This is a genomic window from Kitasatospora sp. NPDC093102 (assembly GCF_040683915.1).
Lineage (GTDB): Bacteria > Actinomycetota > Actinomycetes > Streptomycetales > Streptomycetaceae > Kitasatospora.
Map to the genome: position 1 here is coordinate 1 of NZ_JBFBFA010000075.1, position 16,815 is coordinate 16,815.

At 71.8% G+C, this 16,815-nt stretch carries 8 protein-coding genes; 3 read left to right on the top strand and 5 right to left on the bottom strand.

Translation table 11 applies throughout. From position 1 onward, the window contains the following. Positions 1-2,458, top strand: a 2,458-nt coding sequence (locus AB0O11_RS37485) for a hypothetical protein (protein ID WP_363396505.1), incomplete at its 5' end; no start/stop codon positions are given. Between the two features lie 189 nt (positions 2,459-2,647). Next, positions 2,648-8,488 (top strand): hypothetical protein, encoded by a 5,841-nt coding sequence (locus AB0O11_RS37490; protein WP_363396508.1) that lies wholly within the window; start codon positions 2,648-2,650, stop codon positions 8,486-8,488. A 132-nt stretch (positions 8,489-8,620) separates the two neighbouring features. Here AB0O11_RS37490 and AB0O11_RS37495 read toward each other — a convergent pair whose 3' ends face one another. The 5 genes from AB0O11_RS37495 to AB0O11_RS37515 form a co-directional block, all read right to left on the bottom strand. Further along, entirely contained in the window at positions 8,621-9,667 is a 1,047-nt protein-coding gene (locus AB0O11_RS37495; RefSeq protein WP_363396511.1) for a 2-oxoglutarate and iron-dependent oxygenase domain-containing protein, read from the bottom strand. Positions 9,668-9,823: 156 nt separating this feature from the next. Beyond that, positions 9,824-10,669 (bottom strand): amino acid ABC transporter permease, encoded by an 846-nt coding sequence (locus tag AB0O11_RS37500; RefSeq protein WP_363396513.1) that lies wholly within the window; start codon positions 10,667-10,669, stop codon positions 9,824-9,826. Then, the gene (locus AB0O11_RS37505; protein ID WP_363396516.1) at positions 10,666-11,316 is read right to left on the bottom strand and encodes an amino acid ABC transporter permease; all 651 of its coding nucleotides are present in this window, start codon (positions 11,314-11,316) and stop codon (positions 10,666-10,668) included. Before AB0O11_RS37505 ends, AB0O11_RS37500 begins: the two co-directional genes overlap by 4 nt. Positions 11,317-11,361: 45 nt before the next feature. Then, entirely contained in the window at positions 11,362-12,267 is a 906-nt protein-coding gene (locus AB0O11_RS37510) for a glutamate ABC transporter substrate-binding protein (protein WP_363396519.1), read from the bottom strand. 74 nt (positions 12,268-12,341) lie between these two features. Then, a complete protein-coding gene (locus AB0O11_RS37515; protein ID WP_363396522.1) occupies positions 12,342-13,142 on the bottom strand; it encodes an amino acid ABC transporter ATP-binding protein in 801 nt (266 codons plus the stop codon). Positions 13,143-13,370: 228 nt separating this feature from the next. On the opposite strand from AB0O11_RS37515, the gene AB0O11_RS37520 reads away from it, so the two are divergent. Then, positions 13,371-16,649 carry a hypothetical protein gene (locus tag AB0O11_RS37520; protein WP_363396525.1) on the top strand — a complete coding sequence of 1,093 codons (3,279 nt, stop codon included), beginning with the start codon at positions 13,371-13,373 and terminating at the stop codon, positions 16,647-16,649. Positions 16,650-16,815: the final 166 nt, after the last annotated feature.

Below are 16,815 nucleotides of genomic sequence, written 5' to 3' on the forward strand. Positions count from 1 at the left end.
CAAGGAGGCCCTTCCCGACTCCATGACGGACCCGGCCGAACGCAAGGCCGCCGCCAGGGAGGCTGCCACCAACCTCCTCAAGGCGACCGACACCCACGACCGTGCGGTGACGTGGGCCCTGGAACCGGACCAGCACACCTTCGGCACACTGGGCCGGGTGTTCGCCCGACCGGGGATCGCGTCACTCGACGTACCGCTCATCGAGATTCCCGGTGCCCTGGCGCAGAAGGCCGGCAGAGGAACCATCCTGGTCCCCACCGAACACGGCTGGCACCTGAAGGACAGCGCATCAGGACGAGCGCGGTGGCGGGAACTCCTCCACCCCAAGCCCATCAGCCTCTATGCGCTCCAGCTGCCGGTCCACGAACCCACCCAACCCACCGTCAAACAGCTGCTGGACACCACCCGCCGGACACTGGAGCAACATCTCGGGATCACGCTGCTGACGGCACCACCCGGCAGCCGCATCTCCAGGACGGCAACCGGCGAACTCCAGGTCACCGGCGGCACCTCCTGGGTCGGCGGTCTGGACGGCCTCCATCAGCGCAAACTGCCCGGCCTTCCCCAGGAGCTGTTCACGGACCGCTCCGGCCGGTTGTCCATTCACAGACAGCCGGCCCTCCTCCGTGGTCCGGCCGGCCTCGGCTTCACCGGCGGTGAGCAATGGGAAGCCGCCTGGCAATCCCTCGAACCCTCCCACAGGGACATCTTCGCGATCAGCTGCCGCTTCAACGCCACCGGCAAGGTTCTGGTCCCCTTCAAGAAAGTCAACGATGCCGGATGGATTACCGACTCTTCTCTCCGAGCCACACTGCGACGGGGCGGGGTCGGGCCGAACCGACCGCTTCAACTACTGATCGACAGCTCCGTGCGACCCTCCGGGAAGGTTCTGAAGGAGCTTGCCAGGAAGATCGAACGCCCGCTGATCGTCCCTGACTCCGAATCGGCCTGGGACGCCTCCGCCGTCCACGACGGGATGATCCGCGCCGGCTCACTGGAAGGCCGGGCAGCGGGACGATGGCGGATGATCCTGCCTCCCGACCACCGGTTCCAGGGCATGCACCTGTGGACCGACCCGCAGGGGAAGGTGCTCTGGCCACCGAGGGCGGAGCCCCAGGTCGACCACACCTGGGAGTCACTCACCCCCGAACACGTGACCGCCACCGTCCGCAGCATCATCCAGGACTGGCACCCCCGAGAGCCGGCCGAGCAGCGCACGCCCGACCTGAGCGGGCCTGCACTCCGCGAGCAACTAGAGGACGGACTCCACTCACGGGTCGTAGAAGGCGTTCCGCTCGCGGTGATCAGCAACCGGACGCTCCAAAAGTTCGGCCTGGACAGGTCCGAGCTGAACACCGCCTCCATGGAGACCTTCGACCGTCTCGGACACTACGCCGACGGGTGGAACAAGGCACTGGCCAAGCGGCTGAAACGCACCCCTGCGGAGATCGCCCGCATCGAAGAGGCGGTGCAGCAAGAAGGCATGGAGGGAGCCGAGGACACCTTGAACTTCATCCTCAAAGAACTCCAGGACCAGCTCCTGCAGCTCGGGGTCTCACCGGACTGGCTCACCGATGCGAATGCGTTCCTCGACGCGACCACCATCGAGGGCACCGCGGCCCTGAAGGCCCTGGACCTCTTCGACCGGCACGGTGCTTCCGGCCTGGTGGAACTGGAGCGCCGGCTCCGGAACGACCTGCCCGGAGCACCCCCCGAGCCCGAGCCCACCCGGACCGTGATCGGCTCGGCCGACGCCGGACAGTTCCTGATCCGCTCCTTCCCCGGCGGCACCGAGCACTCACACTTCATCCAACTCGTCTCGCGGGAAGAACAGTTCGACTCAGGAACCTTGAGCCGACTGGACGACGGACCCGGAGCGGTGTACGCGGTTCGGTCCATGAAGCCCGGCGAAGGGGAGCTCGGCTGGCACCCCCTGCCGTGGACCGGGCCGACCCTCTACATCGACGTCCACGGTCTCCCAGGCGTCGTGGAACCGGAGATGAAGCACAATCCGGTGGCCGCCACCACGGGTGCCCACCTCGCCGATCTGGTCGTCGCACAGCCCTCCTTCCTGGAGATGTGGGAGCGGCACGGCACCGCGCTGAACATCGTCCTGAACCAGTGCCACGCGGCCGAGGTCCTCACCGACGGACCCGCCACGCCCGGTGCGACCCGTTCCCCCCGGCAACTGGTGGCGGCCAGGGACTTCCATGCCCGCCTCATCGAGGAGCACCGGATGCCACTCAAGGTGTATGCCACCGCCTTCGAAGCGGACTTCGACACCGAACTCGGGGTCGAAGTCCCCGACGCCGCTGCGTACGACCCGAAGGCCGACCACTGGCAGCTCTTCGAACCTCCGGCCGAGGCGACGGCGCCCCGGCCGACCGAACCGGAGGACATGGACGTGGACGTCGAACCCGTCACCCTGCCGGTCCTCAACCTCGGCGTCTTCAAGTGAGCGGCAGACTGATCACCACTGAACCACCGTGCCCCACCGCCCCGTTCAGCGGGTGCCGAGTGCCCGCCCGAACGCGACTGAACCAGTGGCGGACGACAGACCGTTGGTGATCAGGAAATCTGCTCCCCACCAAAGCCCGGGCGGTTGCCGCACGGGTGCCTCATCCTGTGATCGACCGGCGAGGAAACCATGACATCCGACGTCCGCAGCTGGCTCTCGAACCTGCTCAGGTTCGGCTCATCGGGCAAGGGCCTGCCGACGTGGTGGGCGGTGGTGATGGGGGGGATGTCGGGGTCGTCGTATCCGAAGGTGGATGCGGAGGGCCTGGTGGCGGGGGCGGGGGCGCTGGGGCGCACGGCGGGGCGTCTGGAGGGGCGGGCGGTGGAGTTCCAGCGGCTGGCGATCGGGGTGGCCGCGAACATGCCGGGGGCGGGGGCGATGATGTCCGCGACCCTGGTCGGTGTCGGGCAGGACACCCGGGAGAGCGCGCGGAGTCTGCGCGAGGGCTCGGAGGCGCTGCGGGAGCAGGCGACGCAGGTCGACTACGCGCAGAAGTCGATGGAGGTCACCGCTCTGGTGACGCTGTGGACGGTGGCGCAGCTGGTGTGGGCGGTCGCCTCGACGGGTGGGGTGTCGGCGGCGCTGGTCCCCGGGGTGCTGGCGGGTGGGCGGCGTTCGGTCGGTGAGCTGCTGGGCGAGCTGGCGGCGGCGCTGCGTTCGGGAGCGGTGTTCGGTGCGGTCCAGGACCTGGCGGTCCAGTTGTCGCAGTTGGGTCGTTACCGTGAGGGTCTGGATGTCGCGTCGCTGCTGCTGGCCGGGGTCGGCGGCGCGGCGGGCGGGCTGGGCGACGTCGCCGGGCACTCGCTGACCGACAGGCTTCCCACGCCGGCGCTGCTGCGCAGGGTGGCGGGCGGGACGGTGGGCGGGGTGATCGGTGGCGAGGCGGGCACGGTGGTCTCCACCGCCTGGCAGGGCGGTCCCTGGGATGCGTCGGCGTTCGCGTTCGCGGCGGCGGCGGGCGCGGGCACGGGAGTCCTCGGTGGGGCTCTGCACCACTACGTCCAGCTCAAACACGCCGCCCTCCAGCACACACCCGGCGACGCCGCCCCGGCTTCGTACGCACTCGACCACCCGGCCCCACGGGTGGACGGCGATCGTCCGAGGACCGGTCCGCCACCGACCGTCGACGGTGCCGCCGAGGGGGCGGGTTCCGTGCCCGCCGCGCACGGCCCATCCGAGCGGACCGCCCCGGTGTACGAGAGAGGCGACTGGCGCAGCCGTGAGCCGAACTGGCCCCAGGCCGTGGCCAACGCCCAGAACCACCCACTGGTGAGGGAGGTCCAGCACCTGCCCCCGGACCGGCTGCACACCTGGTGGAACGCCCTGCCCGAAACCCACCGACAGCACCTCGACCTCGACGTCAACACCGTCCTGGCCCCGGCCCACCGCCCCGCACCGGCCGCACGCTTCCCCGAACCCGCCGAACTCGTCAAAGTCCGCGCCGCCTTCGCCGGCGAACTCGCCCGACACCGACTCACCACCCCCCACACCACCCCCGACCACCTCCTCGACAACCCCCACCCCCACCCCCGCAACCACCCCCCGACCAACGACGACACCACCCGAAAAGCCTTCCTCCACGCAGCCGGCCTCCAAGCCACCGCCGCCGACCGGCGTCTCTTCGGTCTGCCCGCCGGCATGCTGAGCCGCGTACCCGACACCGTTCGGGCCCCCGTGCCATCAGGCATGGACTGGGCCTCCTCCGGGCCCTCTTCCGGACCCGCCTCAGCGACCGCACACCACGAGACGCCACCGGGCCCGGCCGGCCGCAAGCGTCCGTCGGTCAGCGTCACGATGGAGGAGCACACCGCTCCCAAGACCCCGGACGGCAGCACCCAGCACAAGCGGGTCCGATTCGCCGAGCCCATCAGCGAAGTGCCGACGGTCATCGCCGCCGGGCCCGCCGAAAGCGGCCTCGACCAGAGGCCGACCGAATTCATCGGCCGCATCCCGGACTACACCTTCGAGGCCTCAACCGCCTCCGAGGTCATTCTCGTCAACGGCATGAAGATCACGATTCCCAAACGCCGACTGGCGGACTTCCGGAACGAACAGTTGATGGGCCGCCTGCAGTACGACGCCGACGGCAGGGCCCACGCGGTCCGGTTCAGCAGACGCTCCGACGGCAGGTCCTTCGACTGGAACCTGCCGGACACCGGCACGAAGAGGACCTACCAGCCTGGCAGCTCCGGGCCCGTGTTCGGGGTCGACATGCCCGTCCCGAAGGCACCGCCCGAGGCGGCGAAGAACTTCAGGTGGACGGTCACCGTGGACAAGGCCGCGCCGGGCCGCCGAATGGCCCTGTTCTCCACCCCGGACGGGACCGTCCTGCACCGCAAGCCCTACGACGAACCGCTGTGGGCGTACCTGGCCCGTCAGGACCGCGAAGCGGCGAGCAGCTCGAACATCTCCCGGACCCGATTCATCCAGCGGATACCGGCGAACCGGCCGTTCCGGGCCACGATGGAAGGGAACGCCGTCGTCGCTCCCCGGACGGCGCGGTTCGTCCTCAAGAGCGACCAGGAGCCGTTCCTGCCGAACGCGAAGGCGACGGGCCGGCTGATTCCCGGAGAAGGGGGGATGCACACGGTCGAGTTCACCGACGAGGAGGGCTACAAGCTCGACTTCCCGCTGGAGGAACGGAGCGAACGAACCGCCAAGCCCGGCCAGGGAATTCTGGAGTTCGCGCCGAACGTGCGCTTCTCGGTGCCGAAACGGCCACCGGGACAGCCCGTGGACTTCGAGTGGACCCTGCGCGTGACCGGCCACCCCTTCGAGCGCCGGGTCCAGGCGCTGTGGCCCGACGGAAGACTCCACAGTGAGTTCCCGTACGACGAACCGGCCTGGGTGTGGGACGAGCGGCAGGACGCGGAGGCCCGGGCCAAGGCGCCTGCCCTGGAGGCCGCGTCGGCCCGGCCCGTGAGCGACGAGCAGACCGTCCGGCCCCGCTCGGCTGCTCGTGTTCGAGCGGTCGAGAGTGCCACCCCCGCCACGATCAAAGCACTGACGGACCTGGCGACCTCGCTGCGGATGAGCGGCAACGAAGCCCTGCCGGTCGGCACCCCGTACGAGCTCCTCCGGCACGCGCTGCCCGCAGGCGCCACGCTCGACGATCTCCACCGTGCTGCCGCAACGGTGTTGACCCACCGCCCCGGGCAGGAGCTGACCGTCCACCGCGTCAAGCTCGCCCACACGCTGAACGGGTTCCTCGCCGACCCCGTCCACGCCCACGCGCCGTGGCGGCCCCAGGCCGCGCACTACCTCAACTTCCTCAGCTTCTACCTGCTCCCCGTCACCGCCGAGTACCTCGACGTCCTCCACGTCCTGCACGGGATCAACCCCCGGGCGGACGGCACCGGCCCCGACGCCAACATCCGCACCCACGTCGACGCCCTCATCACCGCCACCAGACCCTCCGTCACCCAGCCGACGGGAGTCGACCGCGCCCGCTTCGTCGCCAAGGCCACCGCCCTGCCCCGACCGCTCACCCTCGCCTCCCTCGCCGAACTCACCCCACGCGCCGAGCACGCCGAGGCGACCGGGTCCGGAGCGGAGCCGACACGGGAAGGACCTGCTCCCGGCGGCGGTCACGCCGCCGCTCCCGCGCCGGCCGACGGTCCCCCCACCGACGGTCGGGACACCGCGCCGGACACCACCCGGGCCGATGCGATCGCCTACGCCGTCGAGCTGATGACGAACAGGGGCCTGGTCTTCGCGGCCGGAATCCCGCACCAGCAGGACCCCAGGGTGCTGGATGTCGCCGCCCACTACTACCACTCCTTCAAGGCCACGGAGGGGCAGCTCCCCGCGGGTTCGGACGGCGTGGGCATCGCCAAGGAGGCTGCCCGCGCCCGCGTCGACGCCCTCATCCCCCGCCTCGACTCCCGGCTCCCCTTCTCCCCCGAACGAACCGCCGACCTCGTCGCCAAGTGGCTCAGAACCGAGCCGAAGGCCACGAGTGCACGGGCCCGCGTGACTCTCACCTTCCGGGAGTACCTGCAGAAGGAGACCGGCTACACCGCGTACTCGACCCCGGCAACGTCCAAGGACGACCACCGCATCCATCCCGTGTTCCTCGCCGCCCGTGACGCCCTCCGTCGCGCCAACGCCCGGCTGAGCGGAGCCGACGTCGCGAACCTTCTGGACGTTCCCGCCAGGAACCTCGTCAACTGGGAGAACCGGGCCGCCGCTTCGCATGGGAAGCCCCGACCGGCGGCGGGGCCCGACGGCCCGGCGGGAGGCCCTGCCAGGACGTCCCGGACTTCGGAAGGCACAACCCCGTCTCCCGCTCCGCCACACGTGAGGCTGACCGAGAGAGCGGGCTTCACCGCCCATGCGGCGCTGAAGATCTGGAACGGGTCGGTCGACAAGGGACAGCGGTCGAAGGTGCCCCCGGACATGGGGCCGGTGGTCGAGCAACTGGCCAACTGGGCTCTTCACCCGAAGGACCGACCGGCCGGCCAGGCGGGCGGACCGGTGTTCCTTGAGAGCCGCCTGGTCGAGTACCGGCGGAGCTGGTCGGTCCCGAACCGGCACGGGAGGACCGCCTGGCAGGAGATCCGGGACGCCTTGGGCATGAACCTCGGCGAGTTGACGGAGCCCGAACCCCCGGCCAGGCCGGAGCGACCCGAGGCGGACCCGCGGCCCGCCGCCGATCAGGCGGCCGCCCCGTCAGCGGCGCCCGCCGAGCACCCCCTGTTCATCGAATACGAACCGGCACGCGCCGGAGCCGATGACGCGCCGCTGGACCAGCCCGACGAAGCGGCCGAGGAGCCCGCCGGCAGCGCGCGCCAGGACGAGCCGGCCGGCCCGCCGACCGCCGACCGGCCGGAGGCCGTACCCCCGCCTCCGAACGCACCCCGCATAACCCTGACGGACGCGGAGGGCCGCAAAGCCCACGCGGCACTGAAGATCTGGAACGGGACGGTGGAGAAAGGACTCCAGTCAAAAGTCCCCATGGGCATGAGACAGGTGGTCGAGCAGTTGGCCAACCGGGCGCAGCTCAGGAGGCACGGAATCACCGACCAGGCGGGCGGGTCGAGGGCCCACATGACGATGCTGCTCGGGTATCAACGGAGTTGGACGACTCCGAACCCGCATGGAAAGACCGCCTGGGCTGCGATCCAGGAGTCTCTGGGCAGGGACCTCGGCAAGCTGAAGCGGCCCGGCGTACGGCCCTCCTCGAAAGCTCACCCGGCAGACGCCCAACCCGCGGCCGAGCCTGCGCCCGTACCCGTGGCCGCACCCGTGCCCGCACCCGCGACCGAACCCGCGACCGAGCCCGTGCCCGCACCCGCGGCCGCACCCACGGCCGAGCCCGCGCCTGTACCCGCGGCCGAGCCTGCGCCCGATTCGGTCTTCCGCGGCACCCCCACCATTGATGCGCCCGTCGGCGAGGCTTCGGGTGGACTGGCGCTTCCCGGCGGCGGCATCCCAGGGGTCCTGCCCCTGGAATCGTCCGACCGGCCTTCGCCGGCCGAACTCCCCGGTGCGCAGGAAAGAGCGGAAGCCGCACCCGCGACGGCCGCCGATCCGACTCCCCGGGATCTCGCGGAGCTGTTCCGCAGCCTCTTCGGAGACGACGAACCCGACGATGGGGAGGGGAGTGAGGTTCACCCGCCCGCCCCGGACCCGGACCCGAACCCGGACCCGAACCCGGACCCGGACGTGATCATGTCGGATGCTGCGGAGGAGGGCCGGCACGACGACGCCCTGCTGAACGAGTGGCTGAATCTGGAGGCCGAAGACACCGCGCAACCCCACCGCACGGTCGAGGAGTTCACCGGATCGGAGTTCACCTCACCGGGCGTCGGCCCGTACGACCCGGACGAGCTCCTCGCCTTCGTCATGGCCGACGTTCCCGCCGACGGTCCGGACATCACCGAAATGGACTGGACCACTGCCTTCGACGCCCCCTTCCCCCTGGTGGACCTCCCGACCGAGGAGGGCGAGTGGCCCTGGCCGGCCTGAGCCGGGGCCGGCCGTCGGGCGCGGCGGTCCCGGCCGCTTCCCGGTGCGGCCCGGGACAGCACGGTGCGGCGGTCGTGCGGCCGGAGCGGACCGGATCCGCTCGCGGCCGACGACCGCCGCACCGGCCGCCGGTCAGCCCGCCTGGGCCTTCTCCCGCAGCTCGGTCAGCACCTCCAGGCGGTTCTCCTGCTCGATCCGCCGGGTGGTGACGCGCTCCGGGTAGCAGCGCATGAACATGGTGGTGAAGTGGGTGCCGTAGTGGATGCCCTGGTCGTCGGCGTCGACGGGACCGATCAGGGGGCGGGCGACCGCCTGGAAGTTGGGCTCGTGGAAGTAGGCCATGGCGAACCGCCTGCGCATGCCGAGACGGACCTTGTGCGGGGTGGAGAGCAGGGTGCTGCCGGTGAGGTACTGCAGGATGTCGCCGGGGAACACCGTGAGCACGTCCGGTACCGGGGTGACGAGGTTCCAGGGCCCCTGGTTCTCGTACATGCCGGCTGTGCTCTCGCTCTCCAGCCAGTTGCGGTTGCGGGGCTCGCCCTCGACCGGCGGGCGGACGAAGAGGCCGCCGACCTCGTCCTGGGTGGCGATGACCAGCATGCCGTAGTCGGTGTGCGCGCCGATCCCGCGCGAGCTGGTCGCCGAGGCGGCGGGGAAGCGCAGCACCCGCATGTGGTGCCAGCCGTCCTCGGCGAGGTCGGTCAGGGCGGCGAGCGGCAGGCCGAGGCCGAGGGCGGTGAGCCGCAGCAGCCGGTCGCCGAGGGAGCCGAGGTCGGCCATGAAGTCGGTCATGCGCTGCCGGTAGTCCGCGTCCGGCCAGGGTGTCGGCCCGTGGCAGGGCCAGGATTCCCGGACGCGGGGGTCGTTCTCGGGGACGTCCTTGCAGACCGTGAAGATCTCCGAGTAGTCGGCCTCTCCGGCGGTGATCTCCTCGCCGGAGGCGATGTAACCGCTGTAGGTGAGGTCGCTGACGTGCCTCGACTTCTGTTCGAGCGGCTGCTCGAAGAACCTTCGGCTGGCCTCGTAGGCCAGCTTCGTCGTGTTGGTCCGCTCCTGGTCGGTGGCGACCTGGAAGATCCCGTCGCGCTGCCAGGCGCGGACCATCTCCTCGCCCAGGGCGATGTCCTCGGCGGATCCGGCGATGTTCTCCGGCACGTGGAACGTCTGCAGCTCGCTCATCCCAACCAACCCCTCTCCCGACTGTCGACTTGTCGACAAGTCAATCTCAGTGCGATCCGGAAAGCGCTACGGGATTCCGTAGCCGATGTAGCCCATGAACTGTCAACTGCCTTGCGGAGGGCTGGAGATGACGCACTCCAGCCCTCCGCTCCCGCGTCAGGCCGGGGCCGGCGCGGAACGTCTGGCGCCTCGGCGCCCGGTCGGTCGGCGCCCCGTCGACTCGATCCACCGGGCGAGGGCCGTGAGCACCAGGCACAGGCCGATGTAGAGCGGACCGATCACCAGGACCACCGGGACGTACGGGTAGCCGTCGGAGTTGCTGGCGATCAGCTTGCCCGCGTACAGCAGCTCGGGGTACGTGATGACGAAGCCCAGCGAGGTGTCCTTGAGGGTGACCACCAGCTGGCCGATGATCGCCGGGAGCATCGCGCGGACCGCCTGCGGGGCGAGGATCGTGAGCATCACCTGGGTCTTGCGCAGGCCGAGGGCGAAGGCCGCCTCGGCCTGGCCGCGCGGCAGCGCGTCGATGCCCGAGCGGATGATCTCGGCCTGGACCGCGCCGTTGTAGAGGGCGAGGCCGAGCACCAGGGCCCAGAACGGCTCGGCGGTGAAGACGCTCCGGTAGAGCGCGAAGATCATGATCAGCAGCGGCATCGCCCGGAAGAACTGGACGACCGCCGTGGCCACCGCGCGGACCGGCCTGTGGTCCGAGAGCCGGCCGGCCGCGAGCAGCACCCCGAGGACGACCGAGAGCACCGCGGCGAGGCCGAAGGCCTGGAGGGTGGCCACCACGCCGTCCAGGATGCGCTGCTGGATCGCCTGGTACTGGAAGGGGGCCCACAGCGCGGCGTCGAACTGGCCCGCGTCGGCCAGCGCGCCGACGGCGTAGCCGAGCAGTCCCGCGACGCCGAGGGCGCCCAGGGCGCCGAGGAGCAGGTTCCGGGCCCGGCTGCGGGGGCCGGGCGCGTCGTAGAGCACCGTCGCGGTACGGGTGTCGCTCATCGGGCCACCGCCAGCCGGTTCTCCAGGAAGCGGAAGGCCAGGGCGACGCAGGTGGAGGTGAACAGGTAGGCCAGCGCCACCCAGAAGAAGATCGCGAAGATGGCGTAGCCCTTCTCGCTCAGGGCCGCCTGGGCCGAGTACAGCTCGCCGACGCTGAAGGCGCCGGCGATCGCGGAGTTCCTCGGCAGCGCGATGAAGACGCTGCTCATCGGCGCGAGCACCGAACGGGCCGCCTGCGGCAGCACGATCAGGCCCAGGGTCTGGCCGAAGGTCATGCCCAGGCTGCGGGCCGCCTCGGCCTGGCCGAGGGAGACGGTGTTGATGCCGGAGCGCAGCACCTCGCAGACGAAGCTGCCGGTGTAGGCGCCGAGGGCGAGCACCGCGAAGGTGAAGGCCGAGAGGTGGACGTCCAGGGCGGGGAGCCCGAAGAAGACCGCGAAGAACAGCAGGGTCAGCGGGGTGTTGCGGAACACCGTGACCCAGGCGGCGCCGAACGCGCGCAGCACCGGGACCGGGGAGACCCGGAAGGCCGCCAGCACGGTGCCGATCAACAGGGCGAGCAGGGCACTGACGGCACTCAGCGCGAGCGTGTTGAGGAAACCGTCGCGCAGCAGTGCGACGTTGTCGTCCTCGAACAGGAAGCCCATGCCGGCGGCCCTCCTTTCGTTGCTATGGGGCTGTCGGGGTCCGGATCAGTACGCCTGCAGCGGCGGGACCTCGGGGGCCGCGGCACCGGAGAGGCCGAGGGTGGCGTCGTAGGCCTTCTTCCAGTCGCCGTTGTCCTCGTGCGCCTTGAGGGCCTCGTTGACGGCGTCGCGCAGCGCCTGGTCGTCGTGGCCGAGGCCGACGCCGTACGGCTCGGAGGTGAAGGGCTTGCCGACCACCTTGAGCTTGCCGGCGTTCTTGGCCCCGTAGCCCTTGAGGATGGCGTCATCGGTGGTCACCGCGTCGACCTCGCCGTTCAGCAGCTTGTCCACGCACTGCGAGTAGGTGTCGTAGGTGGTGACCTTCGGACCGTACTTGGTGATGTTCTTCGCCGAGGTCGACCCGGTCGCGGTGCAGACGTTCTTGCCGCTGACGCTCTCGGGGCCGGTGATCGTGGTGTTGTCCTTCTTCACCAGGAGGTCCTGGCCGGCGATGTAGTACGGGCCGCCGAAGGAGATCTGCTGCTTGCGGCCGTCGTTGATGGTGTAGGTGCCGACGTAGAGGTCGACCTGGCCCCCGGCGATGGCGGTCTCGCGGTTGCTGGAGTTGATGGTCTTCCACTCGATCTGGTCGGCGGAGAAGCCCAGGTCGGCCGCGACCATCTTGGCGATCTCGATGTCGAAGCCGGTGCGGGTGTTGCTGGTGAGGTCCTCGAAGCCGAGGAACGGCTGGTCGGCCTTGGCGCCGATGGTCAGCTTGCCCTTCTGCTTGGCCTTGGACCACGTCGGGGAACTGTCCAGCTTGACGCCGGACTTCACGGTGTAGGCCGGGGCCTTGGCGGCGGCGGCGCCGCCGGCCGGGGCCGCGTCGGGCGAGCCGCTCTTGCCGCAGGCGGAGGCGGCGGCGAGGGCCAGGACGGATACGGCCACTGCGATGGAACGGCGAACTCTCATGGGATCTGGTCTCCTGGGTTGCGGCCGGCGGTTCAACCGGGCCGTGTGGTAAGGGGGTTGGGGGAAAATGGCGTTCAGTGGTGCAGGATCTTGGAGAGGAAGTCCCTGGCCCGCTCGGTGCGCGGCTCGGTGAAGAAGGCGTCGGGGGTGTTCTCCTCGACGATCCGGCCGTCGGCCATGAACAGCACCCGGCTGGCGGCGGAGCGGGCGAAGCCCATCTCGTGGGTGACCACGACCATCGTCATGCCCTCGCTCGCGAGCTGGCGCATGACCTCCAGCACCTCGTTGACCATCTCCGGGTCCAGCGCCGAGGTCGGCTCGTCGAAGAGCATCACCTTGGGCTTCATCGCCAGCGCCCGGGCGATCGCCACGCGCTGCTGCTGCCCGCCGGAGAGCTGGGCCGGGTACTTGTCCGCCTGCGCGCCGACGCCGACGCGCTCCAGCAGCTCCCGGGCGGTCTGCTCGGCCTGCGGGCGGGCGATCCCCCGGACCTTGACCTGGCCGAGGACGACGTTCTGCAGCACGGTCTTGTGCGCGAACAGGTTGAAGCTCTGGAACACCATGCCGACCTCGGCCCGCAGCCGGGCGAGCGCCCTGCCCTCGACGGGCAGCGGTTCGCCGTCGACGGTGATCGTCCCGGAGTCGGTCGTCTCCAGCCGGTTGATCGTCCGGCAGAGCGTGGACTTGCCCGAACCGGACGGACCGAGCAGCACCACGACCTCGCCGCGGTGGATGTCCAGGTCGACGTCCTGCAGCACGTGGAGGTGCCCGAAGTGCTTGTTGACCCCGCGGACCGACACCAGCGGCTGCGCGGTCGCGTCCCGCCGCCGGTCCTCCACGGCTCCTCCGGCGTGGTCCTCCTGCGGTGTCGTCATGGCCGTACCTTCGCTTTCTCGTCACACCGGGCTTGCACTCTTGCCCGCAGTACGGCCTCCACGAGGTGGACGGTTCAGCTCGGCGCCGACGGATCCGCAGGGCCGCCCCCGGTCGGGACGGGCTTCCGCGGCGGGCGAACCGTCCGCCCGGCACGGGCCGTTCCCAATCCGGGGTCCGGGTGCCGTCACACCCGGCCCCCACCAACCGGGGGCGAAAGGATGATGGATGTGACCGTGGATCCCGCAGTACGGAGCACCGGCTCCGCGTGCCCGTCGGACGCCGTACCGGCGTTGGCACAGTTGCGGGCCCTGGCGGAGCTGGGGCTGGAGCCGCTCTGGCCCGCGCACTGCGACGTGCGGGCGGCCGCGTACGCGGCGCTCGGCCGGACGGTGCCCGAGACGGCTCCCGCGGCCGGGCAGTCCGAGCCCGACCTGCTGTCCGATCAGGTGGGAGTCGTCCTCGGCCTGCTCGGTCGTGACGGAACGCTGCGCGCGGCACCGCGGCGGCCCGGCGCCCCGGTCGTCCTGGTCGAACTCGACGGCGGCTACCTGGCCAGCCGGCCCGCCACCCGGAGGGAGCGGCGGGACGCACGGGCCTTCGCCACCGGGCTCGACGCCACCGCGGGCACGGACGGTCCGGCCGCGCGGGAGTTGCTCGGGCTGGCCGAAGCGTTGCTGCTGGCCCGCGAGTTGCCCGGCCTCAAGCAGGCCGGGACCGAGGCCGCCGAAGCCGTGGAGCGTGCCCTGGCCGGGCCCGGAGCCGTCTCGGTCGCCCTGGACGACCACGCCCTGGCCGCCCTGCTGGGCGACGCGGAGACGCTCACCCGGGCCCTGGCGACCGAGGGGCCGGCCACGGCCCGCGACCGGGCCGTCCGCGAGGTGGAGCTCGCCGCGAAGGCCGCTCCGCGCTGGCTACGCGGAGCGGCACCGGCCGAAGCGGCCGCGGCGGCGGGTGCCGTCGCCTGGATGCGGCACCTCGCCGGGGCGCTGGCCGCGCCGGAGCACCTGGCCGGCGTCGAAGCGGCGCTCCGGCGGCTGGGCAGCGTGGTCGAAGGGGGCGGGACCGCCGGCAGGCCGGCGGCCGAGCTCCTGGCCGGCGTCGCCGACGGCCGTCTGCCACGGCTCGCCCACCGTCTGGAGCTGGTCGAGCGGGCCCGGCCCCGGGCCCGGACGGCGGCCAGGGTGCGCGCCGCCGTCTCCGCGCTGGAGCGGCACCGCGACGCACGCGGCGGCGAACTCCTGCGGCTGGCCGTACGGTTGGCCGAGGGGTCGGCCGCCGAGGCGATCGGCGAGGCCGAGGCCCGACGGCTGCGCCACCGGCTGACCGCTTCCGGCGGTCGCAACCGGGCCGATGCGCTGACGGCCGCACTCGTCGGCGCCGCCCGCACCGGGGACCGCACCGAACCGGTTCTCCCCCGGCCCCCCGCACCGGAGCTGCTGGCCTGGTTCCGTACCGTGCTCCATCCGGACCTCCACACCGCCGAGTTCGAGCGGCCGCGCGCCGAGTGGCTCGGCCCCGACCGCTTCGGTCTGCGTGAACTCCCACCACCACCGCCCTACTTGGCGGAACTCGACATCGCCGCCGTCCCCCCGGAGCAGCTCGCGCCGCTGTTCCGCCGGCTGAGCATGACCCGGCCGGCGCCCGAGGCCGCCGACCTCGCGCCCGAGGTGCTCGCGACGGAGGCCGGGCAGGTCGCCCGCGCGCGGCGCACGCCCGAACAGCGCCGCTGGGGCCGGCGCACCGCGCCCGAGGCTCCCCCACTGCCGGAGTCCGTGGAGATCCCGCTGATCGCCCACGGCGTGTGGCTGGGCAAGCCGATGCCCGCGACCACCGGCTTCTGGCGGAACTTCGGCGACGGCGCCCGCCGGTACCGCGGCGAAGCGCAGTTCGTCCTGTGGCTGGACATCCCGCGCGAGCGCTTCGACGGCGCCCGCGCCACCCCGCGCCCCGACTCCGGCCCCGACCCCTACCAGGACGTCCGCGAGCAGTTGGAGTGGGCCGAGGCGAACGGCATCGCCCTGGTCAACCTGCACGAGGTCTTCCACGCGGGGCACCCGCCGAAGCTGCACGCCAGCATCGTGCTGGAGATGTGCAAGCAGGTGCCCCGCGGCTTCGCCGCCGCCTCCGACCACCTGCGGGTGGAGCTGATCGAGCGCTTCGGGGGCATCTACCTGGACGGCGACAACGCGTTCGTCGCCCCCGAGGACGGGCCCGAACCGGCCGGCTCGCTGCCCGAACTGGCCCGCTCCGTCGCCGGCTCGCCGCACGCCTTCACCCTCAATCCGCTGCCCGGTGTGGGCATCGCCAACGACATCTTCATCGCACCGGCACGGCACCCGTTCGCCTCGCTGTGGGTGGAGTGCGCCCGGCTCAACTACTTCCGCAGCCAGCCCGAGATCTTCGGCGGCCTGGACAAGATGGCCCGGGAGTACGTCGGCCAGGTCCACGCCGGCCTGCGCTACATCGCCCCCAGTCGCTCCGGCCGGGTGCACCACGCGGCGCTGCGGTACGCGGGGATCGATCCGGCGGAGCTGACGCTCACCTCCTCCGCGATCCGCCACGGCAGCGAGTGCAGCTGGATCCCGCCCCGGACGGGCGAGCCGGCCGTCGCACCCCGGGCGGCCGGGGCGGACCCCACGCCGCAGGTGCTCCGCAGGCTCCTGGCCTTCTTGGAATGGCAGCTGACGGCCCGGGACGGAAACCTCTACCTGTCGGCGGCGGACCCGGTGATCCGGGGCCTGCCCGACCCGGAGGCCGCCTGGGTCGCCCTGCTGCGCGCGATCGACGAACTGGGCGTCGGACGCCGGGTCACCTCGGTCACCGACCTGCGGCGCAACGACGACGGCGTGCTGGAACAGGTCGCGCTGCCACCGGAGGCGAACCGGCTGCTCGTCCGCTGGAGCAGGCCCGGCCGCTGGCTCGGCGACACCCACCAGGGCCGGCCGGGCCGGCCGGCCTGGCTCCTCGACGAGGCCGTCGTCCCGGCGTCGATGCCGGGCCGTGCGCACCCCTCGGCCGGGCCCGAGGAGCACCGCGAGCAGCCCTACGTGGAGCTCCTGAGGGACGGGTGGGGCGCCCCGCTGGGCCTGTGGTTCCGGCCTCCGGAGTCCTGCGACCCGCACGCCAACGCGGCCCGCTTCCACTGTCTGCCCCCGGGCCATGCCGCCGTGCACCTCGGCAGCCGCGCGGGCGGCGGGTGGCTGGGCGAGCTGAACCTGTCCGCCGAGCAGATCGCCGAGTACCTCGGCCGGTACCTGCTGCTCGGCCGGCCGGTGCTGCTCACCGTGCCGCGCGGCGGCCTGGAGCACTCCGGCCCGCTCGCCGAGCGGCTCGCCCAGGTCGTGCGCAGGCCGGTCCGGCTCCTGCACAGCCCGACGCTGCCGCAGGGCGCCACGGCCCGGTTCCGGCGGCGGCTGGCCACCGAGCACCGCTCGGAGCTGTGGCTGGACCACGGTGAACCGCGCTGGGAGGACGGGGTGGAGTACCGGGAGTTCCTGCCGGGCTGAGCCCCCTGGAAGGCGCTGAAGGCCGGATCCCGCTGGTGTGGGCAGCGGGATCCGGCCTTCGTGCGGACACGGCTCAGACCAGGCCGTTCAGCAGCTCGCTGACCGGCTTGCGGCGGCCGGTGAAGAACGGCACCTCCTCGCGGACGTGCAGCCGGGCCCGGGAGGG